This window comes from Vibrio sp. Of14-4 (assembly GCF_022347625.1).
Classification (GTDB): Bacteria; Pseudomonadota; Gammaproteobacteria; order Enterobacterales; family Vibrionaceae; genus Vibrio; species Vibrio pristinus.
Genome location: NZ_JAKRGI010000006.1, coordinates 186,135 through 211,064, shown reverse-complemented (window position 1 = coordinate 211,064; position 24,930 = coordinate 186,135). Strand labels below are relative to the sequence as shown.

Annotated in this window: 24 protein-coding genes; 20 read left to right on the top strand and 4 right to left on the bottom strand. The window is 43.9% G+C overall.

Features of this window, described 5'->3' with window-relative positions; genetic code table 11:
* Positions 1–486: 486 nt before the first annotated feature.
* Genes MHN79_RS08615 through MHN79_RS08605 form a run of 3 tightly spaced genes read left to right on the top strand, consistent with a single transcriptional unit; the run spans position 487 to position 3,214 of the window.
* Positions 487–714 (top strand): FeoA family protein, encoded by a 228-nt coding sequence (locus MHN79_RS08615; protein ID WP_152430936.1) that lies wholly within the window; start codon positions 487–489, stop codon positions 712–714.
* Positions 714–2,987 carry a Fe(2+) transporter permease subunit FeoB gene (feoB, locus tag MHN79_RS08610; protein ID WP_239172545.1) on the top strand — a complete coding sequence of 758 codons (2,274 nt, stop codon included), beginning with the start codon at positions 714–716 and terminating at the stop codon, positions 2,985–2,987. The genes MHN79_RS08615 and feoB overlap by 1 nt, the downstream gene beginning before the upstream one ends.
* Positions 2,984–3,214, top strand: a complete 231-nt coding sequence (locus tag MHN79_RS08605) for a FeoC-like transcriptional regulator (protein ID WP_152430934.1) — start codon at positions 2,984–2,986, stop codon at positions 3,212–3,214. Before feoB ends, MHN79_RS08605 begins: the two co-directional genes overlap by 4 nt.
* A 28-nt stretch (positions 3,215–3,242) precedes the next feature.
* On the opposite strand, the gene MHN79_RS08600 is transcribed toward MHN79_RS08605, so the two are convergent.
* Together MHN79_RS08600 and argS are read right to left on the bottom strand one after the other, a co-directional pair.
* Positions 3,243–3,671, bottom strand: a complete 429-nt coding sequence (locus tag MHN79_RS08600; RefSeq protein ID WP_239172544.1) for an HIT domain-containing protein — start codon at positions 3,669–3,671, stop codon at positions 3,243–3,245.
* Between the two features lie 87 nt (positions 3,672–3,758).
* Positions 3,759–5,492 carry an arginine--tRNA ligase gene (argS, locus tag MHN79_RS08595; RefSeq protein WP_239172543.1) on the bottom strand — a complete coding sequence of 578 codons (1,734 nt, stop codon included), beginning with the start codon at positions 5,490–5,492 and terminating at the stop codon, positions 3,759–3,761.
* A gap of 242 nt (positions 5,493–5,734) precedes the next feature.
* Between argS and MHN79_RS08590 the strand changes: the two genes are divergently transcribed.
* Entirely contained in the window at positions 5,735–6,334 is a 600-nt protein-coding gene (locus tag MHN79_RS08590) for a VOC family protein (protein WP_239172542.1), read from the top strand.
* Here MHN79_RS08590 and MHN79_RS08585 read toward each other — a convergent pair.
* Positions 6,326–9,100: an insulinase family protein gene (locus MHN79_RS08585; protein ID WP_239172541.1), complete on the bottom strand. Its 2,775-nt coding sequence runs from the start codon at positions 9,098–9,100 to the stop codon at positions 6,326–6,328. The genes MHN79_RS08590 and MHN79_RS08585 overlap by 9 nt on opposite strands.
* Positions 9,101–9,376: 276 nt before the next feature.
* Between MHN79_RS08585 and sixA the strand changes: the two genes are divergently transcribed.
* On the top strand, positions 9,377–9,856 hold the full coding sequence (gene sixA, locus MHN79_RS08580) for a phosphohistidine phosphatase SixA (RefSeq protein WP_239172540.1): 480 nt from the start codon (positions 9,377–9,379) through the stop codon (positions 9,854–9,856).
* Positions 9,857–9,902: 46 nt separating this feature from the next.
* On the opposite strand, the gene MHN79_RS08575 is transcribed toward sixA, so the two are convergent.
* On the bottom strand, positions 9,903–10,154 hold the full coding sequence (locus MHN79_RS08575) for a hypothetical protein (RefSeq protein ID WP_239172559.1): 252 nt from the start codon (positions 10,152–10,154) through the stop codon (positions 9,903–9,905).
* Between MHN79_RS08575 and flhA the strand changes: the two genes are divergently transcribed.
* The 15 genes from flhA to MHN79_RS08500 all read left to right on the top strand — a co-directional run bounded on the left by flhA (position 10,054) and on the right by MHN79_RS08500 (position 24,930).
* Positions 10,054–12,093: a flagellar biosynthesis protein FlhA gene (flhA, locus tag MHN79_RS08570; protein ID WP_239172539.1), complete on the top strand. Its 2,040-nt coding sequence runs from the start codon at positions 10,054–10,056 to the stop codon at positions 12,091–12,093. The two genes, MHN79_RS08575 and flhA, sit on opposite strands and share 101 nt — an antisense overlap.
* A gap of 32 nt (positions 12,094–12,125) precedes the next feature.
* Entirely contained in the window at positions 12,126–13,598 is a 1,473-nt protein-coding gene (gene flhF / locus MHN79_RS08565; RefSeq protein ID WP_152430927.1) for a flagellar biosynthesis protein FlhF, read from the top strand.
* Positions 13,599–13,611: 13 nt separating this feature from the next.
* Positions 13,612–14,499 (top strand): MinD/ParA family protein, encoded by an 888-nt coding sequence (locus MHN79_RS08560; protein ID WP_114786738.1) that lies wholly within the window; start codon positions 13,612–13,614, stop codon positions 14,497–14,499.
* Positions 14,492–15,226: an RNA polymerase sigma factor FliA gene (locus tag MHN79_RS08555; RefSeq protein ID WP_152430926.1), complete on the top strand. Its 735-nt coding sequence runs from the start codon at positions 14,492–14,494 to the stop codon at positions 15,224–15,226. Before MHN79_RS08560 ends, MHN79_RS08555 begins: the two co-directional genes overlap by 8 nt.
* A gap of 45 nt (positions 15,227–15,271) precedes the next feature.
* Positions 15,272–15,640, top strand: coding sequence for a chemotaxis response regulator CheY (gene cheY, locus MHN79_RS08550; protein WP_114786770.1), 369 nt, complete (start codon positions 15,272–15,274; stop codon positions 15,638–15,640).
* A gap of 40 nt (positions 15,641–15,680) precedes the next feature.
* Positions 15,681–16,400, top strand: coding sequence for a protein phosphatase CheZ (locus tag MHN79_RS08545; RefSeq protein ID WP_239172538.1), 720 nt, complete (start codon positions 15,681–15,683; stop codon positions 16,398–16,400).
* Positions 16,401–16,409: 9 nt separating this feature from the next.
* Positions 16,410–18,650 (top strand): chemotaxis protein CheA, encoded by a 2,241-nt coding sequence (locus tag MHN79_RS08540; RefSeq protein WP_239172537.1) that lies wholly within the window; start codon positions 16,410–16,412, stop codon positions 18,648–18,650.
* A gap of 24 nt (positions 18,651–18,674) precedes the next feature.
* A complete protein-coding gene (locus MHN79_RS08535) occupies positions 18,675–19,787 on the top strand; it encodes a chemotaxis response regulator protein-glutamate methylesterase (RefSeq protein WP_239172536.1) in 1,113 nt (370 codons plus the stop codon).
* A 9-nt stretch (positions 19,788–19,796) separates the two neighbouring features.
* Complete coding sequence (locus MHN79_RS08530; RefSeq protein ID WP_239172535.1) at positions 19,797–20,573, top strand: ParA family protein; 777 nt, start codon at positions 19,797–19,799, stop codon at positions 20,571–20,573.
* Positions 20,566–21,552, top strand: coding sequence for a chemotaxis protein CheW (locus MHN79_RS08525; RefSeq protein ID WP_239172534.1), 987 nt, complete (start codon positions 20,566–20,568; stop codon positions 21,550–21,552). Before MHN79_RS08530 ends, MHN79_RS08525 begins: the two co-directional genes overlap by 8 nt.
* A gap of 37 nt (positions 21,553–21,589) precedes the next feature.
* Positions 21,590–22,084 (top strand): chemotaxis protein CheW, encoded by a 495-nt coding sequence (locus MHN79_RS08520; protein ID WP_239172533.1) that lies wholly within the window; start codon positions 21,590–21,592, stop codon positions 22,082–22,084.
* Positions 22,084–22,584 (top strand): DUF2802 domain-containing protein, encoded by a 501-nt coding sequence (locus tag MHN79_RS08515; protein ID WP_152430919.1) that lies wholly within the window; start codon positions 22,084–22,086, stop codon positions 22,582–22,584. The genes MHN79_RS08520 and MHN79_RS08515 overlap by 1 nt, the downstream gene beginning before the upstream one ends.
* A gap of 192 nt (positions 22,585–22,776) precedes the next feature.
* Positions 22,777–23,415: a cytochrome c biogenesis heme-transporting ATPase CcmA gene (ccmA, locus tag MHN79_RS08510; protein ID WP_239172532.1), complete on the top strand. Its 639-nt coding sequence runs from the start codon at positions 22,777–22,779 to the stop codon at positions 23,413–23,415.
* The gene (ccmB, locus tag MHN79_RS08505) at positions 23,400–24,068 is read left to right on the top strand and encodes a heme exporter protein CcmB (protein ID WP_239172531.1); all 669 of its coding nucleotides are present in this window, start codon (positions 23,400–23,402) and stop codon (positions 24,066–24,068) included. The genes ccmA and ccmB overlap by 16 nt, the downstream gene beginning before the upstream one ends.
* Positions 24,069–24,177: 109 nt before the next feature.
* Positions 24,178–24,930 carry a heme ABC transporter permease gene (locus MHN79_RS08500; protein WP_239172530.1) on the top strand — a complete coding sequence of 251 codons (753 nt, stop codon included), beginning with the start codon at positions 24,178–24,180 and terminating at the stop codon, positions 24,928–24,930.

Here is a 24,930-nt window from a genome sequence, read left to right as displayed (position 1 = left end):
AGAGATATTTTAGAGTTGCTAAGGCTTGGGATTCTGGCATGATGCGTAAAAAATTACGTGGTATAGCCGGGGGACTATACCACGGGCGTCAATGACACCTTCGCTTGCTGCCGGAGTGGTGCGGGTTGCACCACCTCTGGAATTGTCACCAGGGGCGTTCCCTGTTGACTCGGTTAACTATAAAGCTAGGTCATTGTTTTACTTATAAAATTAACGCCAAGCTGATAATAAAAAAACGACATATTATCTACTTTGTTGATATTTAATATTTTTTTTTAAAATTTGATTTGTTATTCGAATGGAAACAACAAGAATAGAACATTCAGTTTTATACGTTTTAACGTAATTAACGGCTTTGGATTAACGTAAACAACGTTGCAAATCTGCAATGTTTGATTTCGGACAAGATTTACAAAATTTACACAAGTTAAGATCGAAAGTCTTAATGCTAATATTTCTCATTTTTATCTTTAATTGGCCTCTTTTATGAAATTGTCACACTTAAGCCAAGGGCAGAAAGCAAAGATTACTGGTTTTTCACAGTTATCAAATGATGTTAGAAAAAAGCTCATGGTTATGGGGCTACTGCCTAACACACCTGTAACCCTTATTCGTAAAGCACCTATGGGAGATCCACTCCAAGTTGAGATCAGGGGAGTGTCCCTTGCGGTAAGAACAAAGATTGCAGACTCAATAGTGGTGGAGATTCAATAATGGAGTATCAAATCCTCACTGTTGGAAACCCAAATAGCGGTAAGACGACATTATTTAATGGCTTGACTGGTTCAAAACAACAAGTGGGTAATTGGGCAGGAGTGACAGTAGAAAAGAAAACGGGTCGATATACCCATTCGGGGGATGACTTTCTTCTAACCGATCTACCCGGTATTTATGCCCTTGATAGTGGTAATGATGGAAATAGTATCGACGAGTCGATTGCTTCCAGAGCTGTCCTGACGCATCCAACGGATTTAATCATTAATGTTGTGGATGCAACATGTTTAGAGCGCAGTCTGTACATGACGCTTCAACTTAGAGAGTTAGGAAGACCAATGCTGGTTGTCCTAAACAAGATGGATGCCCTAAAGCGTGAACGCCAAACCATAGATGTCAAAGCATTAGAAAAAATGCTCGGCTGTCCTGTTTTTGCCTTATCAGCAAATAATCGTAGTCAGGTTCAACGATTTAAAGAATGTTTACACAAAACCTTGGTTTTGGGAGTCGCTTTAGATGAATTAGATATTACCTATCCTGAGGAATTTGAAAGCGCAATCGATAGTCTTCAATCGATATTTCAAGATCATGAGCAAGCATCCCCTAGGGCTTTATCAATTCGCGGACTGGAAAATGATCTATTAGTACTCAATGCTTTAGCTGCAGAAGATAGAAATCGAGTTATTCAGGCTCAGAAAGCTTTAGAAATTGATATAGATTTATTGGTTGCTGATACCAAGTACACCTTTTTGCATCAGCAATGTAAGCGAGTACGCAGAGCTGAAGGTAAGCTTAGCCATAGCTTTACTGAAAAAGTAGATAGTATCATTCTCAACAAGTGGGTTGGTGTTCCGTTCTTTTTTGTCATCATGTATTTGATGTTTATGTTTTCCATCAATATAGGCAGTGCTTTTATCGATTTCTTTGATATTGGCGTTGGTGCACTACTGGTTGATGGAGGTCACTATTTATTGGATGACTATTTACCCGTATGGCTAGTCACTTTGATTGCAGATGGTGTTGGTGGCGGTATTCAAACAGTGGCAACCTTTATTCCTGTTATTGCCTGCCTCTATTTGTTCCTAGCGTTACTAGAGAGTTCGGGTTACATGTCTCGAGCTGCTTTTGTTTTGGATAAAGTGATGCAAAAGGTCGGGCTTCCTGGCAAAGCATTTGTACCTCTTGTGTTGGGCTTTGGTTGCAATGTACCAGCTATTATGGCAACGAGGACCTTAGACCAAGAGCGTGAAAGAAAGCTTGCAGCTTCGATGGCGCCCTTTATGTCGTGCGGTGCACGTCTCCCAGTATATGCGCTATTTGCTGCTGCCTTTTTTCCTCAAAGTGGTCAAAATGTCGTGTTTGCTCTTTATCTTCTTGGTATTGCGGCAGCTGTGTTTACCGGCTTTATTCTCAAACGTACACTGTATCCTGGTTCAAGCGATAGCTTGGTAATGGAGATGCCAGATTATGAACTCCCTACTGTTCAAAATGTGTTACTCAAAACATGGCAAAAGCTTAAACGGTTCGTTTTGGGGGCTGGAAAAACGATTGTAGTCGTCGTTACCATTTTAAGTTTTCTCAATTCGGTAGGTATGGATGGTTCCTTTGGTAACCAAGACAGTGAGAAGTCGGTGTTGTCAAAAGTATCTCAAGCAGTGACCCCCATTTTTGCTCCTATTGGCATTGAGAAAGATAATTGGCCAGCAACAGTAGGTATTATAACGGGGATCTTTGCTAAAGAAGCGGTGGTTGGTACGTTAAATAACCTATATGCTCCATCCGAAGAGGGTGAGGAAGAATTTGATTTGATTGCTAGCCTCAAAGAAGCTGTTATGTCGATACCTGAAAATTTAGCTGATTTGAGTTACTCCGATCCCCTTGGTATTGAAGTTGGGGATTTAACTGACAGCTCTGTTGTTGCTGAAGAGCAAGAGGTCGATTCGTCTATTTTTGGTAACCTTAACCAGCGTTTTGTATCGAGTCATGCGGCTTTTGCCTACCTGATCTTTATTCTGCTTTACACGCCGTGTGTGGCCGCTATGGGAGCTTATGTTCGTGAGTTTGGACATAAATTTGCTCGCTTTATCGCCCTGTGGACTATGGGGCTAGCCTATGGTGGTGCAGCGCTTTATTACCAAACAACGCATTTTTCACAAGCTCCTTTATCCAGTTCAATATGGATTAGCAGCATATTGTTGGTGTGTGCTTTAACTTATCGAGCCTTAATATTTGCTGGCAAAAAGCAGCAAGTATTGGAGGCGCAGGTAGTATGATTTTACAAGCACTCAAGTCATATATTGCAGAACAAGGTTGTGTAAGTCAGAAAGCTCTCGCTAAAAAGTTTGCCATGAGTGAAGACGGTGTTGACGCCATGCTGCAAGTTTGGATCAGAAAAGGCGTCATTTCTCGATTAGTCGATACCAATAGCGCTAAAAAAATAACCCGAGTTAGGTATTCCGTAACTGGTACAGATGGTTTGTCGCTTACGGTAACAATGTAAAAAAAGCCGCTGGTAACAGCGGCTTTTTTTAATTTTTTTTAAATAACTTACTCAGTGATAAAACATTCTGAATCTTAGTTAGCATTGCTTTTTGTTCACTTTCACAGCGCATCTTTCCTTCTGTGTTGCCCCATATTGGACCAGGCCATGCAACATCGGTTTTATAGCGTGCGATATGATGAATGTGCAGTTGAGGGACCATATTGCCGAGTGCGCCCAGATTGAGTTTATCAGGTTGAAAAGTAGCCTCTAATGCCTGACTTACCGTTTGAGATTCAAGCAGAAATTGCTGCTGATCTTGTATGGGTAAGTGGTGGAGTTCTTTGGCACTTTCTCTTTTGGGTACAAGAATGACCCACGGAACCGCTTGATCTTTATGCAGCAGAGCTATGGATAAAGGAAAGTGGCCAATAACATCGGTATCTTGGACAAGTTGTGGATGCAGCTCAAAGCTCATAATGAAATCCTTGCTATCTGTATACGTGCGATAAAATAAAGGTTGATGCATGACATCAACCTTTTTAAATACGCGATCGTTTTATGTTTACATGCGATCTAACGTTTCAATTCCCAGTAGCGATAGACCTTGCTTGATCGTCTTAGCCGTCAATGCAGCTAGCTTGAGGCGACTTTGCTTAATGGAGTCATCTTCTGCATTAAGAATTGGGCATGCTTCATAGAAGCTAGAAAATTGCCCTGCTAGTTCAAATAGATAGCTACATAAAATGTGAGGTTGACCTTCACGTGCTACAGAGTGAACGGCTTCTTCAAATTGAAGCAACTTAGCAATTAATCCCTTTTCTTTTTCATCTGTTATCTTAATGTCTCCTGATAGAGAGTCCATTGAGATACCTGCTTTAGCAAAGATAGAAGCCACTCGAGTGTAGGCATATTGCATATAAGGTGCCGTATTACCTTCAAAGGCCAGCATATTGTCCCAGTCAAATACATAGTCCGTCGTACGGTGCTTAGAGAGATCGGCGTATTTGACAGCTGCCATAGCGACTGTGTTGGCAATTTTTTGTTTCTCTATGGTATCAAGTTCAGGGTTTTTAGACTCGATTAGTTTGATAGCACGCTCTTCTGCTTCATCTAGCAGGTCAGCTAAACGAACCGTACCGCCTGCACGAGTTTTAAATGGGCGGCCATCTTTGCCTAACATCATACCAAATGCATGGTGTTCTAAGGATACGCTTTCAGGAATATAGCCAGCTTTGCGCACTATGGTCCAAGCTTGCATTAAATGCTGGTGCTGACGAGAGTCAATAAAGTACAGTACGCGGTCTGCACCTAGAGTCTCGTAACGATATTTAGCACAGGCAATGTCTGTTGTAGTGTAGAGGAAGCCGCCATCGCGCTTTTGGATGATAACGCCCATGGGCTCACCATCTTTATTTTTGTATTCGTCTAGAAATACAACTTGAGCTCCATCGTCTTCTTGAGCCAGTCCTTTATCTGTCAAATCCGCCACGATGTCAGGTAACATGTCGTTATACATGCTTTCACCCATCACATCATCGCGAGTTAAAGACACATTGAGACGATCATAATTACGCTGGTTTTGAATCATGGTGATGTCTACCAGCTTCTTCCACATTTCAGCACAATACTCATCACCACCTTGCAGTTTTACGACATAGCTGCGTGCTTTTTGTGCAAATTCTTCATTTTCATCATAGAGCTTTTTCGATTCACGATAGAAAGCTTCTAGGTCAGACAATTCCATTGAGACTTCACCGGATTCTTTTTGAACTCGCTCAAGGTTTGCGATCAACATGCCAAACTGGGTACCCCAATCTCCAATATGATTGGCACGAATAACCTTATGACCAAGGAACTCGAGTGTACGAACGACAGCATCACCAATAATGGTTGATCGCAAGTGCCCAACGTGCATCTCTTTTGCCACGTTTGGCGCAGAATAATCAGCGACAATCGTTTTTGCTTCCTCAATGGTCACACCAAGGCGAGAGTCTGAAAGTGCTTGTTGCGCCTTTTGAGCCAAAAATTCTTCACTAAGAAAGATATTAATAAAGCCCGGACCTGCTATTTCGGTCTTGCTTGCGATGCCGTCAAGATCCAAGACATCTAACACTTTCTGGGCGAACTCTCTTGGGTTAGTGCCTAACTTTTTAGCCACGCCCATTACACCATTTGCTTGGTAATCACCAAACTGGGGTTTGGCTGATTGGCGAACCGCGGCGGGGCTGCCTGCAGGTGCACCAGCGGCTTCTAAAGCCTGAGAGACTTTTTCGTTAATAAGTGCTTGGATATTCACGTATGTTTCCTTCAATTCTCGAGAATTGCTGAGATATACATTGAGAATTTCAATTCGTCACCATGGTTTGCTTATCAGCATCTAAAAGGTGGGAAGAATGCATATCTTAATTAAGTTGATAAATTGTGTCTTATAATACCAATTTTATTGGCTCTCACATAGAGAGTGTTCTAGGAAATTTTCTACTTTTGGTTACTCACTTGGTAGTATTGTGTAGAAATCAATATATTGGATGGATAAAAATGTCGCGAAGATTGCTCGATGCTGAGCTTATGCCTTGGCAAATGAAAGCGAAGCTTGATGTGTTTATGCAAAATATTCAGTCTCTCGGGGAGCGAATAAAGGTCGATTTACAGGCATTACAAGCTGACCATATTGCTCTACGTATAAACGATGAAGAGCTGGCAAAATTGGCGCATAAAGAATGGTTAAAAGAAGGGCTTGAGTGTTCTAATGCGATGATAAATGGTCGGCCAATTATCGTGATTGAGTTTACCAAGCCGCTTAGGGTTTCAAATTGGTCTATTGATTGCCTTGAGCTCCCTTATCCAATGCGGGGGAAAATGTATCCAACTCAAAGTTGGGAGCACGTTGAATTTGTTATTCCATCTTTGGCACAAACGGCCGAAGAATATCTAGATGACGTAAAGCGTCGATACCCGAGTTTGGCTCATCAATGGGATAAGCTTGGTGAGCAAGGAGTCGAGGTCAAGCTGTCGAGTCCTAAAGGAGAAGGCGAGCGCCTGAGTAACCCTACGATAGCCTTTAAATATCAAGGCATTTGCATTAAGTTTCATCCGCACAGCTTGAAAGCGATTATTGAGTCAGAACATCTAGCCTAAATCTGTGTCTTTTGGTCGGAGTTGAAATTCTTCTACTGAACCGATTTCAACTCCTACGTTGAGCGCATCAGAAGCATGGTGTGAGTTTCCTTTGGCGTGCATAATCAAACGATTCGCAGTTCTTGGCTTGAGCTCGTTAACCACAAAGCGAATCATATCCGCTCGGGTGAGCTTTTTAAGCTCGTCAAGAACACGCTCTTTGTGATTAAAACTATAGTCTTTGTTGCCAATAGCAACCCAAAGCCTTTGCGCTCGACTTTTAAGAGTGGTGTCTGGCGCTGCAATTTGACTCCAAAGGCCTCGTTTACTGCTATGCCACTGATAATCATTTAGCTCGAGCAAAACCATATAAAAGGCATTGAGGAACTCGTCGATTGAGCTAATCAGTTCAGCAGGCGCAGCTTTGGGTGATTGAACGTAAAGAACCAGACCAGGGTGGCGATTAAGCGGCAAGTTTCCTGTTCCCACCATGTAGCCCAGTTGCTGCTTAGTGCGTATTTCATGAAAAAATGTTGCTGACATGAGATGGTTTGCCAATAAATATAGAGCGGTATTTCTCGGCTCAATATCCTCGCATTGATAATAGACAACTATCGCAGAATCTTCTTGATTTGATTCAAGAGAGCGTCGCAAAGAGCCATTTTTTCCAAGCATTATCAGCGGTCTTAATGACTCCTCATAGCTTTGGTTTTGAACTCTCAGAGCATCTTTCAGCGTGTCACTTAGCTGAATGGCATCAGAACGAGTCCAATCGCCATAGACAAACATTTCGACATGCAGTTTTTCTAGGATAGATGCGACAAATTCGTCCAATTCACTCACATCAAGATCTTCTAGCGCTTGCAGTAAGTCAGCATAGGGAGGGTTATTGGGCTGCAGCATACCTGTCATCGCATTAAATAGTTGAGAAATAGGTTTGTCGTGAGCAGCATTCTTCCAATTTCTGATCAACTGTTGCTTAATAGTATTAAAGCGTTCAGCACTGAATTCTCTGCTTGAAAAACGCTCTAGAATCATGGTCATCAATTCAGGTTGTTTCTTGCTAAAACCAGACAAAGTAAGGGTTACGCCACCTTGGTGTGAGTACATGTTATAACTCATACCAGCAATTTCTGCTGGGTAAGTCTTTTTGGCTAGCGAGTCGAGAAACATTTCTACGCAAATTCTAGTTTTTACAATGTTTTTTACATTTGCTACGGCATGCGGGCTGTCAATAGCAACAAAAATAACCCCTTTTGGTACGCGAAATTCGCTGTCTTGGAGGTGCCACAATTTGAAGCCTGGTAAATCTTGCACCACTTCAGGAAATGATGAGTGTTTTTCGACAGGTTTAGGGTCTAAGTCATAGCAAATGAATGGATTTTTAGCGGGCAGGGTAAAACTCAGGTCGCTTTGTTTTGAAAAGTGTGATTTTTGCTGTTGAGTAAATGGGCTGACGCAGTACGGCGTATCATACCACTTGGCTTTCCTATCATACTTGTAGCCTTTGGCAACCAATGTGACTCGCAAGTTATCCATGCTCAAATAGTCAAATAGATGTTTGAGCAGCACTTGGTCGTAATTATTCATCACATAGTCTCCGTAGACTATGTCCTCAGGTAAGTAATGCTGCATATTAACTACTAAGTGGCTGACTAAATCGACAGGCCGAGTGGGTTCTTGGAAGCGGAAGGCTGATTCTAAAACTGCTTGTTTTTCTAGGTAGCGCCACTGGTCAAAACCTTCCCTCTCTATCAAGTTTAAATATGAGAAAAGCGCTTGAACAATGTCGTCAACATGCTCCAAACCGGAATGAGTTAGGTTACAGCTAACGGTAAACTCACGGTAATTACTGCCGCTGGTTCCCCCTCCTGCCGAAAGAGAAGTGATCCAGCCTCTGTCCTTCAACACCTGCATTAAGCTGCCTTCACCTTCATAGCCAAGTAAATGGGCAAAGTAGGACATAGGTTTTTGCCGATAATATTTATCAAGGCTTGGCAGAGGAAACGATAAGATAAGTTTGCGAATTTCTTTTACGGGTTCGATATGGACCATAATTGCGGTTGAATCATCGTCCAAGTAAGGTGTATCAAGAGATTTATTTGCAAGGTTGCGGTCTGGAATCGATGAAAACGTTTCGCTGACCCATTGTTCCAATTCATCCAGTGATTGTGGGCCAATCACAGCGAGTGTCATTAGGTCCGAGGAATATTTCTGGTAATGAAAATCGACGACTTCCTCTCTGATTGATTGCCCATTTCGATCGCCTAGCGTCTCATGATTACCTACTGAAAATTTAGCGAAGGGGTGTTTGGGGTTAACGAGCTCTTTGTGAACTTGGTAGAGTCGCCTAGAATCATCATTGAGTTTGAGCTTAAACTCTGAGTCAACAGCTTCACGTTCTTTATCGAGAGCTTCAGCGTTAAATAAAGGCGAGATAAAAAACTGACTAAATCTATCAAGGCACTTATGAAATGCAGAAGGCATAACGTCAAAAAAGAAGCAAGTATGTTCTGCGCCTGTCCATGCATTGTTACTGCCGCCATGTTGATTGGTATAGTTTTGAAATTCTCCAATTTTGGGGTATTTCTCTGTGCCCAAAAATAACATATGTTCTAAATAGTGAGCCATTCCCTGACGATCATCGGGATCATCAAAATGCCCTACATTGATGGCTAATGCTGCTGCGGACTTCTGTGCATTAACATCTTGAATAAACAATACTCTAAGCCCGTTGTCCAACGTAGAATAGCGATATTGGTTGGTATCATTGGGGCTTAAATGCACAAGAAGTTCTCCGTCTTATGTTTTCGTATATTGTGTCGCCATCGACGAATATTGAGATGTAACATGTCCACGGACAGCAGTACATTGGACACGATCACAAGCAAATTTTTCCTACCACATATAAGCATACACAATTTCTTAATCTATACATCAAGAATGTTAAGAAAGTCTAAGTCCTGAGCTTTGTGCTTGATATAATTATCGGCCATTTGAGACATGTGTGTCACTATTACTAAATAGGCTCTATCCGAACAATCTTGCTAACAGGAACAACGAATGAAAATACTGATCATGCGCCACGGTGAAGCTGAACACTATGCCGATACAGACGCAGAACGAGCCTTAACAGAGAAAGGGAAAAGAGACTCAGTCAATACCGCTCAGTCGTGCGTAGATAACGGTTATGGTCATTTAGATATTGTCTTGGTTAGCCCCTATTTGAGAGCGCAACAAACTTGGCAGGCAATAGCATCACATTTTGATACTAAACAGGTTAAAGTTTGTGACGATATAACGCCGTATGGTGATGCACGACGTGTTAGTGATTACATTGCTGCCGTTGCGGAAGTAGAGAAACCTGAATCTATTCTGATGGTATCCCATTTGCCCCTTGTAGGATATTTGACTTCCGAGTTTGTACCACATATCAACCCGCCCATGTTTCCAACATCAGGCATGGCTTGTATTGAATATGATATCACTAATGGTCGTGGTGAGCTGGTTCTTAATATCCACCCTGAGATGAACGCCTTTTGAACTTAGTTAGTCAATAATTATTTAATACTTGGCTACCTTAGCCGCATTAGAAAGTAAGCCATAAAATTGACACTTTATCTGGACTAATACTTGCATTCTCATCCAAGTCTTTCAATTTGGGTTGAATCGTTCCATCTATCGCCATGAAATTTAATTTGCCATTTGCTAACAAACTACCATCCATACCCCAAAGAGCAATGCCTGCGGTTGGCGCTCCTATTATGGTATTGGCGACGTTGGCAATGGTTGTATTGCCCATTCCACCATTTTTACTGGATTTATTTTTTACCTTTAACATAGCGCTTGCGATGGTGGTGCTACTGGTTACTGTCTATACACGCAGACCTTTGGATTTCGCGGCATTTCCGACTGTGCTTCTTATCGCCACTCTATTGCGTTTGGCGCTAAATGTTGCTTCTACTCGTGTGGTTCTACTTTACGGTCATGAGGGAACGAGTGCTGCTGGTAGTGTGATAGAAGCATTTGGTAGTGTGGTTATTGGCGGTAACTACGCGGTCGGTCTGGTGGTGTTCCTTATCTTGATGATCATCAACTTTATGGTAGTTACTAAAGGTGCTGGTCGCATTTCCGAGGTGAGTGCTCGATTTACATTGGATGCTTTACCCGGAAAACAAATGGCGATAGATGCTGACCTCAATGCAGGTCTAATTGATCAAGACCAAGCGCGTACCCGTCGTCAAGAAGTGACGAAAGAAGCGGATTTCTACGGTTCGATGGATGGTGCGTCAAAATTTGTTAAAGGTGATGCAATTGCAGGTATTCTGATCTTATTCATTAATATTATCGGTGGTTTATCGATAGGAATGATTCAGTATGATTTACCATTTGGTGAAGCAATCCAAATTTATACCTTGTTGACTATTGGTGATGGTCTTGTCGCCCAAATTCCATCACTTTTGCTGTCTATTGGCGCAGCCATTATGGTAACCCGTCAAAATACTGATGAGGATATGGGGCAGCAAGTCGTCTTTCAGATGTTTGATAACCCCAAAGCTCTGATGATAACGGCTGGCATTCTCGGTGTCATGGGCCTTGTTCCAGGAATGCCTCATTTTGCTTTTCTGCTTCTCGCCGTGTTAGCAGGTGGAGCGGCTTATTGGATCTATAGAAAACAGAAACAAGACGCTGACAAGGCCAAGCTTCCGGCGAGTAAAGATAAAGAAGTTCCCACTCCAAAAGAGCTTTCCTGGGATGATGTCCAACCCGTTGATATCATAGGACTTGAAGTAGGTTATCGTTTAATTCCATTGGTAGATAAGGAACAAGGGGGAGAGCTGCTAGAGCGTGTTAAAGGCGTTCGTAAAAAGCTTTCACAGGACTTTGGTTTTCTGATTCCTGCGGTGCATATCCGTGACAACCTTGAGCTCACTCCAAATAGTTATCGAATCACTTTGATGGGAGTTGCAGTTGGAGAAGCAGAAATCCGACCTGACATGGAACTGGCGATAAACCCAGGTCAAGTGTACGGAATGGTAGAGGGTGAGCCGACTATTGACCCAGCTTTTGGGCTGGAAGCCACCTGGATAAAGGATGATCAGCGTGAGCATGCTCAAGCTCTTGGCTACACAGTCGTTGATTCTTCAACGGTTCTGGCTACACATTTGAGTCAACTTCTCACTAATAATGCCTCTCATCTTATAGGTCATGAAGAGGTACAGAACTTACTTGAAATGCTTGGCCGAAGTACGCCGAAATTAGTAGAGAGTTTTGTTCCTGACCAACTGCAATTGGGGGTTGTGGTCAAGGTATTACAAAACTTACTCAATGAAGCCGTGCCGATTAGAGATATACGGACCATAGTTCAGACTTTGGCTGAGTATTCAAGTAAGAGTCAAGAACCTGACATTTTAACAGCCGCTGTTCGTATCTCATTGAAGAGATTAATTGTGCAAGAAATCAATGGGATAGAGCCAGAACTTCCAGTGATTACTTTGATTCCAGAGCTGGAACAGATATTGCACCAGACAATGCAGGCGTCTGGAGGAGAGTCTGCTGGAATCGAACCCGGTTTAGCAGAGCGACTGCAATCTTCGTTAACTCAAGCCACTCAAGAGCAAGAGTTAAAAGGAGAGCCAGCAGTTCTTCTCACTTCTGGGGTGTTGCGTTCTACGCTGGCGAAATTCGTCAAGAACACAATTCCATCACTGCGAGTACTCTCCTATCAGGAGATTCCAGACGAGAAGCAAATACGCATTGTTCAAGCTGTAGGTAACTAAGTCGCGGACGTGCTAGAGGATGGACATAGACTTTGAAGATTAAACGATTTTTTGCTAAAGACATGCGCACCGCTTTGCTGCAAGTGAAACATCAGTTAGGCGATGATGCGGTTATCATGTCGAATAAAAAAGTCGCTGGTGGCATAGAAATTGTTGCAGCGGTTGATAATGAAACAGCCGCTGCTCGTTCAGCGGCCAAAAAAGCATCGCAGCCTCGTCAAAGTAATGCTCAGACTACTGCGAATAAAAACGCTACTGTCAGTAAACAGCGCGCGCTAGAGGAAGACAAAGTCAGCTTACAAGCCAAAGCTGGCAATGGCTCTATGACAAAGCGCTTCGCCCACATGCTGAAACAATACAGTGACGCGACAGCAGACAGGCGGGAGAGTGAAGAAGACAATCCCGATTCACTGTCTTCACTGCTCAAACGGCAGTCGAATGCGAACAATCAGGTTAATGGTGTCAAGCTTCGAGAAGACTCTCCTCTTGCCAAACTTATTGCTCAAGATACAAGTGGGGAACAGCAGCTGCGTCTGGACCCAAGTCGTTATGAGCGGAATCGTAAAGATGAATCAGCGGCGGATAATGACGAACTAGAAGAAATGCGCGAAGAGATGACTTCGATTCGTCGATTGCTAGAGCATCAGGTTTCTGGCCTCATGTGGCAAGAAGTCGAGCGTCGTGAGCCATTAAGAGCCATGCTTATCAAACGTTTGGAGCGGATGGGAGTGTCTGCAGATCTTGCTGATCAGTTAGCCTGCTATATACCAGAAGATACTGCGCCAACGAAAGCATGGAAAGCTTTGCTTGGCCTAGTGTCAGATCAAGTGCCGATTTCGAAGCAAGATATCATTAAGCGTGGTGGGGTTGTTGCTTTGCTTGGGCCTACAGGAGTGGGAAAAACTACGACGGTGGCTAAGCTAGCGGCAAGAGCAGCGATGGAATACGGTTCAGATAATGTCGCACTAGTTACCACAGACACTTATCGGATTGGTGCGCATGAGCAGTTAGCCATTTACGGAAGAATCATGGGATGTGCCGTAAAAGTTGCTAAAGATTCCAAAGAGTTAGCCGATGTAATTTACCAGTTGAGGAACCGCCGTTTAATTCTTGTTGATACCGCAGGTATGGGGCAAAGAGACGTACGTTTATCCGAACAGTTAGATACATTAATGCACGAAAGTGGAGAAGTTATCCATAGCTATCTCGTGTTGCCTGCGACAGCTCAAAGAAAAGTTTTGCAAGAAACTATCGATCATTTCCAGAGGATTCCTCTATCAGGGTGTATCCTTACTAAATTAGATGAATCGTTAAGTCTCGGTGAGTTTGTAAGTGTCGTTGTGCAAAATGCGCTACCAGTGGCCTACATCGCTAATGGGCAAAGAGTTCCAGAAGACATAGTGATAGCTCAGCCCAAATACATGGTGGCGAAAGCAAACGAATTGTTAGAGAAGTCGACAGATAATGAACCTCACTATTGGAACAGTGAAGCAGAAAGGTTCTAGGCGGCGGACGATTATGACGAAAAAAATGATACAAGACCAAGCGAGTGGACTACGTCGTTTAACACAACCTTCTCTTACCAAAGTGATTGCTGTCACAGGTGGAAAAGGTGGAGTTGGTAAATCCAATGTAACCTTAGGGTTAGCTATGTGTATGGCCCGGCAAGGCAAAAAGGTTATGGTTTTGGATGCCGATCTAGGGTTGGCAAATGTCGATGTTATGCTTGGGATACGCTCAAAGAAAAATCTAGGGCACGTTCTAGCGGGGGAGTGTGAGCTCAAAGATGCTATTGTTGAAGGACCATATGGAATCAAGATAATACCAGCAACATCGGGTACACAGGCAATGACGGAATTGTCTCATGCACAGCACGCTGGGCTCATTCGCGCTTTTGGTACTCTAGAAGATGAGATGGATGTCTTGCTTATTGATACTGCTGCTGGAATTTCAGACATGGTGGTGAGTTTTTCACGCGCAGCCCAAGATGTGGTCGTGGTGGTCTGTGATGAGCCTTCATCTATTACAGATGCCTATGCTCTGATTAAACTTTTAAGTAATGAGCATCAAGTTCAAAGATTTAAAATTGTTGCTAATATGGTCAGAAGCTATCGTGAAGGGAGAGAATTGTTCGCAAAGTTGACCTTGGTCACAGAGCGATTCTTGAATGTTGGTATCGAGCTCGTAGCATGTATTCCATTAGATGATAAAGTTCGACAAGCCGTTAAAAAACAAAAGATTGTCGTGGACGCGTTTCCCCGTTCACCTGCATCATTAGCGCTTGGGTCTTTGGCAAATAAAGCATTAACTTGGCCGATTCCCAATACCCCGAGTGGACATCTGGAGTTTTTTGTAGAACGCTTACTTCATACAACAGAGATGTTAGAGGAACCATTTGGTGAATAAGGCATTGACCTATGACCAATACGCAAATCAAGACAGCCGACGAGCATTTTTAGAAAAATACTCAGTGCTCGTTAAACGCATTGCTCACCACTTGCTCGGTCGTTTGCCACCGAGTGTTCAGGTTGAGGATCTTATCCAAGCAGGAATGATAGGGCTGCTCGAAGCACAAAAAAATTATGATGGTAGCAAAGGAGCAAGTTTTGAAACCTATGCTGGCATTCGCATTCGGGGTGCTATGCTTGATGATATACGTCGTGGAGATTGGGTTCCTCGTTCGGTACACAAAAACAGTCGGGAAATTAGCCAAGCCATTTCTCAACTGGAAGGCGAGCTTAATCGAGACCCAACAGATGCAGAGGTCGCCAAACGGATGGAGATGAGTCTAGAACAATACCATAGTGCCTTGGCCGATATAAATTGTTCCCGTCTTATTGGTATGGATGATTTAGGGGTGTCAGAAGATGCGATTTCTCACGAAGATGCAGACGAAGAAAATGTCCCATTTCAAGGGGTAGCAGATGAGTATTTTCGTACTGCTCTGATAGAATCTATTAAATCACTACCTGAAAGAGAAGCTCTTGTTCTTTCGCTTTATTACGATGAAGAGTTAAACTTGAAGGAAATCGGTGAAGTAATTGGCGTCAGCGAATCACGCGTAAGCCAGATACTGAGCCAATCAATGCAACGTCTACGCACAAAGCTAAGTGTTTGGACAAACGATGACTAGAAATCACTGACATAGAACTCAGTGGAGGCAATTTTGAATAAAAATATGAAGATCCTTATTGTTGACGACTTTTCAACAATGCGCCGTATCGTTAAGAACCTACTTCGTGACTTAGGGTTTAACAATACACAAGAAGCGGACGATGGCTTAACGGCGTTACCAATGCTCAAAAAAGGTGATTTCGAATTTGTTGTGACGGATTGGAACATGCCTGGTATGCAGGGCATAGACCTTCTAAAGCATATTCGCGCCGACGATGAGCTGAAGCATTTACCTGTATTGATGATCACGGCAGAAGCGAAGCGTGAACAGATAGTTGAAGCTGCGCAAGCAGGTGTCAACGGTTATATAGTTAAGCCGTTCACTGCAGCAACATTGAAAGAAAAATTAGATAAAATCTTCGAACGTTTATAAGTCAATAAATTGACGCAGGGACGCGAAAGGCCAATTCAGAATGATTTCATTAGAACAGGCGAAGCACCTCGTAGAGTTGTTAGAAAGCGATCAGCAAGAAGAAGCTGACAAACTTGTGGTGAGCATACAGGAAAATTCTCCTAACCCGGTTTTTCAAGAGATCGGTGAGTTAACCCGTGATCTCCACGAGTCAATAAAGCAATTTTCCGTAGACGATCGCATTAGTGCGATCGCCAATGACGAAATTCCTGATGCAAAGGACCGACTTCAATATGTGATTGATAAGACGGAAACGGCAGCTAATAAGACGATGGATGCAGTCGATAGGTGTATGCCGATTGCGGATAACTTACACGAGGGGTTACTTAAGGTTCGCCCCCAATGGAATGAGCTTATGCACGGAAGGATTGAGCTTGCTGAATTTAAAGCGCTTTGCCATCGTATTGATGAATTACTGGGTGAAGTGGAAGGGGACAGTTCTGAGCTGCGAGGACAATTGACAGAAATTCTTATGGCACAGGACTTCCAAGATTTAACTGGTCAGATTATTAGTAGAGTGATTACTTTAGTCAATGAAGTAGAAGGCCGGCTTGTTGAGATTCTGACCGCATTTGGTGCGGAGCAGCTTGAAGAAGCGGAACATAATAAAAATAAATCATCGATAGACCCAGAGGGGCCAATACTCAACGCTCATGAAAGGGAAGACGCAGTTGCATCACAAGATGAAGTTGACGACTTACTCTCGAGTCTTGGGTTTTAGAGGTAACTTATGAGTTATGAATTAGACGAAGATATTCTACAGGACTTTTTGGTTGAAGCAGGGGAAATTCTAGAGCTTCTCTCAGAGCAGTTGGTAGAACTTGAAAATAATCCAAATGATAAAGATCTACTCAATGCAATTTTCCGGGGCTTCCATACAGTTAAAGGTGGCGCAGGATTCTTGGCACTGACGGAACTGGTCGATACCTGCCATGGTGCAGAGAATGTGTTCGATATCTTACGTAATGGCCAACGGGATGTTTCTTCGGGCCTGATGGACACCATGCTCACCGCTTTAGATACAGTTAACGAACAATTCCAGGCAGTACAGGATCGAGAACCTTTACCTAAGGCAGATCAGGCTCTTTTGGATGAGTTACATCGTCTAAGCAAGCCTCAGTCTGAAGACGAAGCTGGTGGCGGCGAAGCTGAAGCAAGTGCGCCCGCAGAAGAGCCTGCGGCCCCTGAACCTGTTGCCGAAGAACCTGCAGCGCCCGCCGAACCTGCAGCGCCCGCCGAACCTGAAGCTTCGGGTGGCGATGGCGGTTCTATTGATGAAATTACCCAAGATGAGTTTGATAAACTCCTCGATGAACTGCACGGAGAAGGTGCTTCTCCAACTGATGGTGCAGGTTCAGACGGTGGCGCTGCGGCACCAGCGGCTGATAGCGGTGATATCACCGACGATGAATTCGAAAAATTATTAGACGACCTTCATGGTTCAGGTAAGGGGCCAGGAGAAGAAGGAGGTACCCCTCCAGCAGAAACCAAAGCCGACGCAGCACCTCAAGGTGGTGATGATGGCTTAATGACTGATGACGACTTTGATAAATTACTCGATGATCTTCATGGCGCAGGCAAAGGTCCGACGATTGAAGAGCTAGACGCAGCAAGTAAACCTGCTTCAGAGAATGCCGCTCCTGTTGCTAAGGCTGAAGCGCCAAAAGAAGAAACGCCTCCTCCAGCTCCAAAAGCAGAACCGCCAGCGGCAGCAGCTGCCAAACCAGCGGAAAAAGCAGCACCACCAGCGGCAAAAGAAGCGGCACCGCCAGCTAAGAAAGCCCAGCCTCAAGCCGAAGCCACCGTTCGGGTCGATACCTCGACACTTGATACCATTATGAACATGGTTGGTGAGTTGGTATTGGTTCGTAACCGTTTACTTAGTTTGGGGCTAAACAGTAACGACGAAGAAATGGCCAAAGCGGTAGCAAACCTTGATGTGGTAACAGCCGATCTTCAAGGCGCGGTAATGAAGACTCGAATGCAGCCGATCAAAAAAGTATTTGGTCGATTCCCTCGAGTTGTGCGCGATATCGCCCGTACTCTGAAAAAAGACATCAATTTGGAGATGCGTGGTGAAGAAACTGATCTCGATAAAAACCTAGTTGAAGCGTTAGCGGATCCATTGATTCACTTGGTTCGTAACTCGCTGGACCATGGTATTGAGATGCCGGACGATCGTGTCAAGGCTGGTAAGCCTCAGCAAGGTAAAGTAATTCTTTCAGCCTCTCAGGAAGGCGACCATATTGAATTGGCCATTGTCGATGATGGTGGCGGTATGGACCCAGAGAAACTAAGAGGAATTGCGGTTTCACGTGGAATGATGGACGAAGATGCTGCCTCACGTTTAACGAACAAAGAGTGTTTTAACCTCATCTTCATGCCTGGTTTCTCAAGTAAAGAAGAAATCTCAGATATATCAGGGCGTGGTGTAGGTATGGACGTTGTGAAAACCGCCATCAATACACTCAATGGCTCTATCGACATTGACTCTGAAATGGGCAAAGGAACTAAGATTACGATCAAAGTGCCTTTGACCCTCGCTATCTTGCCAACCCTGATGGTAGGGGTTGCGGGCAACCCATTTGCGCTTCCATTGGCGAGTGTGAATGAAATCTTCCATCTTGATTTGAGTCGAACCAATGTCGTCGATGGACAGCTCACCATCATTGTTCGAGAAAAGTCTATACCACTGTTTTATCTGCAGAACTGGCTAGCTCCTAAATCCGCTGATATGGAGCTCCGTAAAGGTCATGGACATGTGGTTATCGTGCAAATTGGTAGCCAGAGGGTGGGTTTTGTGGTCGATACCCTCATAGGGCAAGAAGAGGTGGTTATCAAACCTCTCGATAGTATGCTTCAAGGAACGCCGGGCATGGCCGGTGCGACGATCACTAGTGACGGGCATATTGCTCTGATTCTGGATGTTCCAGATTTGCTCAAGCAGTATGCCGCTGCTTCTCGAATCTAAGTCGCAGAATAATAAAGGATAACTATGGCGATTAAAGTTTTAGTAGTTGATGATTCGAGTTTTTTTCGTCGCCGGGTCAGTGAGATAATTAACTCAGAGCCTCGTCTAGAGGTGATGGATGTGGCGACCAATGGCAAAGAGGCGGTCGATAAGGCTTTACGCCTTAAGCCTGATGTGATCACTATGGACATAGAGATGCCAGTTATGGATGGTATCACTGCCGTTCGTGAAATCATGGCCAAAGGTCCAATACCAATACTGATGTTTTCATCACTTACTCACGACGGAGCCAAAGCCACTTTAGATGCTTTAGATGCAGGAGCGCTAGACTTTCTACCCAAGAAGTTTGAAGATATTGCGCGTAACCGAGATGATGCTGTGTCATTACTTCAGCAGCGAGTGATAGAAATCTCTTCTCGTCGTTCCTCTATGAGAAGGCCCGCAAGTAAGCCAGCCGCCCCTTCCGCTAAATCTGCACCTGCTTCTTCAGCTCAGAGAGCGACTAAACCTGCAGCGCCAACAAAACCCTCATCTGCCGGACGTTTTAAATCAACAGGGAAGCGTTATCAGCTAACGGCGATAGGAACCTCGACAGGTGGCCCTGTGGCTCTACAAAAAATTCTGACCCAGTTGCCAGCCAACTACCCTCATCCGATTTTACTCATACAGCACATGCCAGCCACTTTCACGGCAGCCTTCGCCAGTCGTTTAAATTCTTTGTGTAAAATCAAAGTTAAAGAGGCTGAAGATGGCGATTCACTTAAGCCAGGTGTGGCATATCTTGCTCCTGGCGGAAAACAAATGATGCTCGATGGACGTCCAGGTTCAGCCAAGCTGCGCGTGATTGATGGCGGCGAAAAAATGAATTACAAGCCTTGTGTGGATGTTACCTTTGGCAGCGCGGCTAAGATTTATTCTGATCAAGTACTGTCGATGGTACTAACCGGTATGGGAGCTGATGGCAGGGAAGGAGCCCGAATGCTGAAAAGTGCGGGCGCGACGATTTGGGCGCAAGACGAGGAGAGCTGTGTGGTATATGGTATGCCACAAGCCGTTGCAAAAGCAGGCTTATCGACTGAAGATTTACCGTTGGAACGTATAGCTGAGCGTATGCTAGTTGAAGTAGGTTTGTCCTAGGGGTAACGCATGATTGTTTGGAGTATTGCAAACCAGAAAGGCGGTGTTGGTAAAACGACAACGACCATTACACTTGCTGGGTTGCTAAGCAAGCAAGGTAAGCGTGTGTTGTTAGTCGACACTGACCCTCATGCATCTCTGACCACATATTTGGGCTATGATCCTGATGGCGTCGAGGCAAGTTTATTTGACCTTTTTCAATTAAAAGAATTCAGTGAAGACACTGTGCTGCCTCTGATAATGAAATCGGATGTAGAGTGTATAGACATTGTCCCTGCTCACATGTCTCTAGCGACTTTAGACAGAGTAATGGGTAATAGAAGCGGTATGGGTTTGATACTCAAGCGAGCATTAATGGCGATTGAACAACACTATGATTATGTTTTGATTGATTGTCCGCCTATACTCGGAGTGATGATGGTTAATGCGTTGGCAGCAAGTAATCGTATCTTAATTCCAGTGCAGACCGAATTTTTGGCGATGAAAGGGTTAGAGAGGATGGTGAGAACGTTATCCATAATGCAGAAATCACGCGATAACGCATTTAACGTCACCATTGTTCCGACTATGTACGACAAACGAACTAATGCATCCTTACAGACGTTGCAAAAGTTGAAAAAAGAATACCCTGAACAGGTGTGGACATCGGCAGTACCCATTGATACCAAGTTCAGGGACGCGAGTTTAAAGCATCTTCCAGTATCACATTTTGCTTCTGGAAGCCGTGGAGTTTTTGCCTATAAACAGCTGTTAATTTATTTAGAAAGGTTGGCTGTGAATGAGTAGCAACACCTTGATCTCAAGTGAACAGGCGCTGGAAGAATACTTTTCAGCACTCTTGGATGAATCATTAGAAGTTGATGAAAAGTTAGACTCTCCAGAAAACCACACGGATCCAATGTTTGAGTTGGAGCCTGCTGCGCAGCCACAAGAAGAAGAGTCTCACTATGCTCCACCTGCGGTGGAGGTAGAATTACCTAATCTCGATGATGTTGAGCGACTTTTAGAACAGTTGGAGTCAACTAACCCGGTCGCCGAGCTCCAGCTTGAAGAAGTGATGGAGCAAAATACGGATCAGATATCAGAAACCAATACGGTTGTTGAAGAAGTACAAGACTGGCCCACTGAAGAGCCAAACTTAGCACCAGAGATTGATATAGAACCCCAAGAAGAAGTAGTCGCTAAGAAAGTAGCGCAGCCAGAGGTTGAGATCGCACCAGCACAACCAGAAGTTGAAACGGTCGAAGAGGTTTCTGAACAGCCACAAGTTAAGTCAGGTGATGGTGAATCAGGAGTTTGGCGTTCCACCATACGCGACCAAGAGTTTCAGGTTCTATATTTTGATGTAAACGGCGTGACTTTTGCCGTTTCTCTTGATGAATTAGGTGGAATTCATCGAATTGCTGAACTTAATCATCTTATTGGTCGTCCAGATTGGTATTTGGGGTTACAAACAGGGCGAGACGCACAGCTTGATGTGGTAGACACGGCAAAATGGGTTATGTCTGAGAAGCTATCCGATGAAAAATATAAAGATGAATATCAGTATATTGTTATGCTGGATGAAAGTATGTGGGGATTGGCTTCGACTCAACTTATGGGGACGGAGTCACTAGATCCAGGCAAGGTGCGCTGGCGTAAAACTGCAGGAAAACGACCTTGGTTGGCGGGTATGGTCAAAGAAAAAATGTGTGCTTTGATCCATGTTGAAGCATTGATAGCTATGCTTAATGCAGGACTTGATGTAAAAGCCTTGGACAAATAAAACGTTTATGCCGATTTTGGCTTAGAGAGGAATAGGTATGTCTCAAACGAATGAAGTCGAAGTGAGAAAGGACCAGTCAAACGACGAAGTACTTCAGTGGGTGACGTTCCAACTAGAAGAAGAGACCTATGGTATCAATGTAATGCAAGTGCGTGAGGTACTGCGTTACACAGAGATTGCTCCAGTACCAGGTGCCCCAGATTATGTTCTTGGGATTATCAACCTGCGTGGTAATGTTGTCACTGTCATTGATACTCGCTCACGCTTTGGCTTGATGCAAGGCGAAATCACGGATAATACTCGAATTATCGTGATTGAGTCTGAGCACCAAGTGATAGGCATTCTAGTAGATAGCGTGGCAGAAGTTGTGTACCTGAAGTCTTCTGAAATCGACACTACTCCAAGTGTGGGTACTGACGAAAGTGCTAAGTTCATTCAGGGTGTTAGCAACCGTGATGGTAAATTGCTCATTCTTGTTGATTTGAACAAACTGCTAACTGATGAAGAATGGGATGAGATGGCTCATCTATAATGGAAGCAGTTGTTTTGACCAATGCTCCTGCAATAGCGGGAGTGGTTGCATTGGTAATGGTTATACTCTTGGCAGTCTTCACATTTCGGTTGAAGAAAAATCAAAGTGTTACATCAGATCATTGGCAGCAGAAGAGTCGGTATTTAGACAAAGAGTTACAGAAAGCGAACAAGCAGCTTCTTGAAGTCCGTTCTGTAGTGGTTGGGTTGGGGCAAAGGGTAAGCGAACAGCAAGATATTATCCAGCACCTCAATGAGAGGATTGCCGAACTTGAGCAAGAAGATGGTGACGGACGTCTGTATTCAAGGGCGACTAAGATGGTGCAACTTGGCGCTGACGTCAATGAGCTTATCGAAGAATGTGAGTTGCCCAAAGCTGAAGCTGAATTGATGCTCTCTTTGCAAAAAAAAATAGCAGGTAAAGAGAAAGTGCCTCCTCTTAGTTCTGACTCTCAGGGTAGTCAGTCTTCAGTATCCAAAAGAGCTAGGAAAAAATCTTAATACAGAATTCAAAGGATGCCACAGGCATCCTTTTTTGTGTCCAAGTGTTAATACTCAGCCTGTATTTGTATGAAATATGGCAGATTATTTACATAAACTTACGGTGTTTCGTGATGGACTGCGGCCTAATTCTATTTAGTGTCAGTATGGCTGTGTTACTATAGCGCCATTGATTTTAAGCAGCGAATATACATGTTAGAAGCATCCCAGCTTACTGCCGTTAGAGACAATAAAGTGTTGTTTGAGTCACTTTCATTTACGCTTAATAATGGTGATTTAGTGCAAGTGGAAGGTCGAAACGGAACGGGGAAAACGACCTTATTACGTATTATCACTGGACTTGCTGAACGTGAAAGTGGCAACGTGTTTTGGAACGGGCAAAGCATTGAGTCAAACCGAGAAGCCTTTCATCAAGATTTGCTGTTTTTGGGGCATCAAACAGGTATAAAGCGTGAGTTGACCGCTTATGAAAACTTACGCTTCTATCTTAACCTTCATTCTGACCACTCAATAGATAAGGCAAGCATATACCAGGCTTTAATGACAGTTGGGCTGGTGGGGCGTGAAGATGTACCAGTGGCTAAATTGTCTGCTGGTCAGCAGCGTCGGGTAGCACTTGCTCGCTTATGGCTCAGCCAGCACAAGCTTTGGATTTTAGACGAACCTTTGACCGCGATTGATAAGCAAGGTGTTAAGGTTCTAGAATCACTTTTTCTTAAGCATATTGATAAGGGAGGTATCGTCCTTTTGACGACCCATCAGGATATGTTTACCGACCACCCGAGATTGAAAAAGATCACTTTAGGTAATGAGCCATGCTTGCAGCAATGAATCGCATTATTCAGCGAGAACTTCTGATAGCCTTTCGTCGTCAGGCAGATATTTTTAACCCGCTGTGGTTTTTCATTATCGTCATCACCTTATTCCCCTTAAGCATTGGGCCTGAACCTAATTTGTTGGCTCGTATTGCATCAGGTATCGTTTGGGTGGCAGCACTCTTGTCTGCACTCCTTTCTTTAGAAAGATTGTTTAGAGATGACTTTCAGGACGGCGCATTGGAACAGTTGATGTTGATGCCTTTGCCTCTGCCAGTGGTTGTTATTTCTAAAGTTGTCGCCCATTGGATACTGACTGGACTCCCCCTTATTTTGATCAGTCCACTTTTAGCCATCCTACTTTCTCTAGATTTCAACTCATGGCTAGCAGTTGTAGCAACTTTGCTCGTTGGTACGCCAACACTAAGTTTTATCGGTGCAATTGGTGTTGCTTTGACTGTAGGGTTACAAAAAGGTGGAGTACTACTGAGTTTGCTTGTTCTGCCGCTTTATATCCCAATATTGATATTTGCGACATCTGCAATTGATGCCGCGTCTTTGGGAATGGCGTATAAAGGTCAGTTGGCTATTCTTGGGGCTATGTTAGTGGGGTCAATAACCTTAACCCCTTTTGCAATTGCCTCTGCTCTTAGAGTAAGCGTTAACTAATGGATTTTGATCAAGAACAAGACATCCTTTTTTCCCTAAGCGACATAATAACAATATATCGGTCAGATACAGAGACCAAAACAACATTGAAGTGAGAGTGAGAATAACAATGTGGAAGTGGCTCCATCCTTATGCTAAGCCTGAAGCTGCCTATCGTCTATGTGGTAAGTTGCTACCTTGGTTTGCGGTATTGTCGTTACTGCTTTTATCTCTGGGTTCGCTATGGGGGTTGGCTTTTGCTCCTGCGGACTACCAACAGGGTGATAGCTTTCGAATAATCTATATACATGTTCCAGCTGCCATATGGTCGATGGGCGTGTATATGTCTATGGCTATCGCTGCTTTTATTGGTTTGGTATGGCAAATGAAGTTATCTGATATGGCCGCTTCAGCGATGGCTCCTATCGGAGCGGTTTATACCTTTATAGCACTAGTTACAGGAGCCATATGGGGCAAACCTATGTGGGGTGCATGGTGGGTATGGGATGCTCGCCTTACCTCTGAGTTAATTCTCTTATTTCTTTATTTGGGCGTGATTGCGCTCTATCAAGCTTTTGATGACCAGAGGACAGCAGCTAAAGCGGCGGGTATCTTGGCGATTGTCGGAGTGGTCAATCTACCTATTATCCATTTTTCTGTGGAGTGGTGGAACACGCTTCATCAAGGTGCAACCATCACTAAATTTGCGAAACCATCTATTGCTAGCGATATGTTATGGCCTCTTTTGATTAATATTCTCGGTTTTGCATTTTTCTTTGCGACATTAACCATGGTTCGTTTACGTAATGAAATCATAAGTAAAGAGAGCCATCGACCGTGGGTGGCGTCTGTGGCCAAAGCTAGACTTCAGGGAGGTGAATAA

Excerpts from the sequence above, each read along its gene's own strand:
- ccmB (WP_239172531.1), top strand. The coding sequence starts at position 23,400 with ATGCTTGCAGCAATGAATCGCATTATTCAGCGAGAACTTCTGATAGCC.
- MHN79_RS08515 (WP_152430919.1), top strand. The coding sequence starts at position 22,084 with ATGGAAGCAGTTGTTTTGACCAATGCTCCTGCAATAGCGGGAGTGGTT.
- MHN79_RS08525 (WP_239172534.1), top strand. The coding sequence starts at position 20,566 with ATGAGTAGCAACACCTTGATCTCAAGTGAACAGGCGCTGGAAGAATAC.
- MHN79_RS08535 (WP_239172536.1), top strand. The coding sequence starts at position 18,675 with ATGGCGATTAAAGTTTTAGTAGTTGATGATTCGAGTTTTTTTCGTCGC.
- MHN79_RS08530 (WP_239172535.1), top strand. The coding sequence starts at position 19,797 with ATGATTGTTTGGAGTATTGCAAACCAGAAAGGCGGTGTTGGTAAAACG.
- MHN79_RS08575 (WP_239172559.1), bottom strand. The coding sequence starts at position 10,154 with ATGTTAAAGGTAAAAAATAAATCCAGTAAAAATGGTGGAATGGGCAAT.
- MHN79_RS08500 (WP_239172530.1), top strand. The coding sequence starts at position 24,178 with ATGTGGAAGTGGCTCCATCCTTATGCTAAGCCTGAAGCTGCCTATCGT.
- flhA (WP_239172539.1), top strand. The coding sequence starts at position 10,054 with ATGCCTGCGGTTGGCGCTCCTATTATGGTATTGGCGACGTTGGCAATG.
- MHN79_RS08540 (WP_239172537.1), top strand. The coding sequence starts at position 16,410 with ATGAGTTATGAATTAGACGAAGATATTCTACAGGACTTTTTGGTTGAA.
- MHN79_RS08590 (WP_239172542.1), top strand. The coding sequence starts at position 5,735 with ATGTCGCGAAGATTGCTCGATGCTGAGCTTATGCCTTGGCAAATGAAA.
- MHN79_RS08600 (WP_239172544.1), bottom strand. The coding sequence starts at position 3,671 with ATGAGCTTTGAGCTGCATCCACAACTTGTCCAAGATACCGATGTTATT.
- MHN79_RS08615 (WP_152430936.1), top strand. The coding sequence starts at position 487 with ATGAAATTGTCACACTTAAGCCAAGGGCAGAAAGCAAAGATTACTGGT.
- MHN79_RS08545 (WP_239172538.1), top strand. The coding sequence starts at position 15,681 with ATGATTTCATTAGAACAGGCGAAGCACCTCGTAGAGTTGTTAGAAAGC.
- MHN79_RS08605 (WP_152430934.1), top strand. The coding sequence starts at position 2,984 with ATGATTTTACAAGCACTCAAGTCATATATTGCAGAACAAGGTTGTGTA.
- MHN79_RS08520 (WP_239172533.1), top strand. The coding sequence starts at position 21,590 with ATGTCTCAAACGAATGAAGTCGAAGTGAGAAAGGACCAGTCAAACGAC.
- ccmA (WP_239172532.1), top strand. The coding sequence starts at position 22,777 with ATGTTAGAAGCATCCCAGCTTACTGCCGTTAGAGACAATAAAGTGTTG.
- sixA (WP_239172540.1), top strand. The coding sequence starts at position 9,377 with ATGAAAATACTGATCATGCGCCACGGTGAAGCTGAACACTATGCCGAT.
- feoB (WP_239172545.1), top strand. The coding sequence starts at position 714 with ATGGAGTATCAAATCCTCACTGTTGGAAACCCAAATAGCGGTAAGACG.
- cheY (WP_114786770.1), top strand. The coding sequence starts at position 15,272 with ATGAAGATCCTTATTGTTGACGACTTTTCAACAATGCGCCGTATCGTT.
- MHN79_RS08560 (WP_114786738.1), top strand. The coding sequence starts at position 13,612 with ATGACGAAAAAAATGATACAAGACCAAGCGAGTGGACTACGTCGTTTA.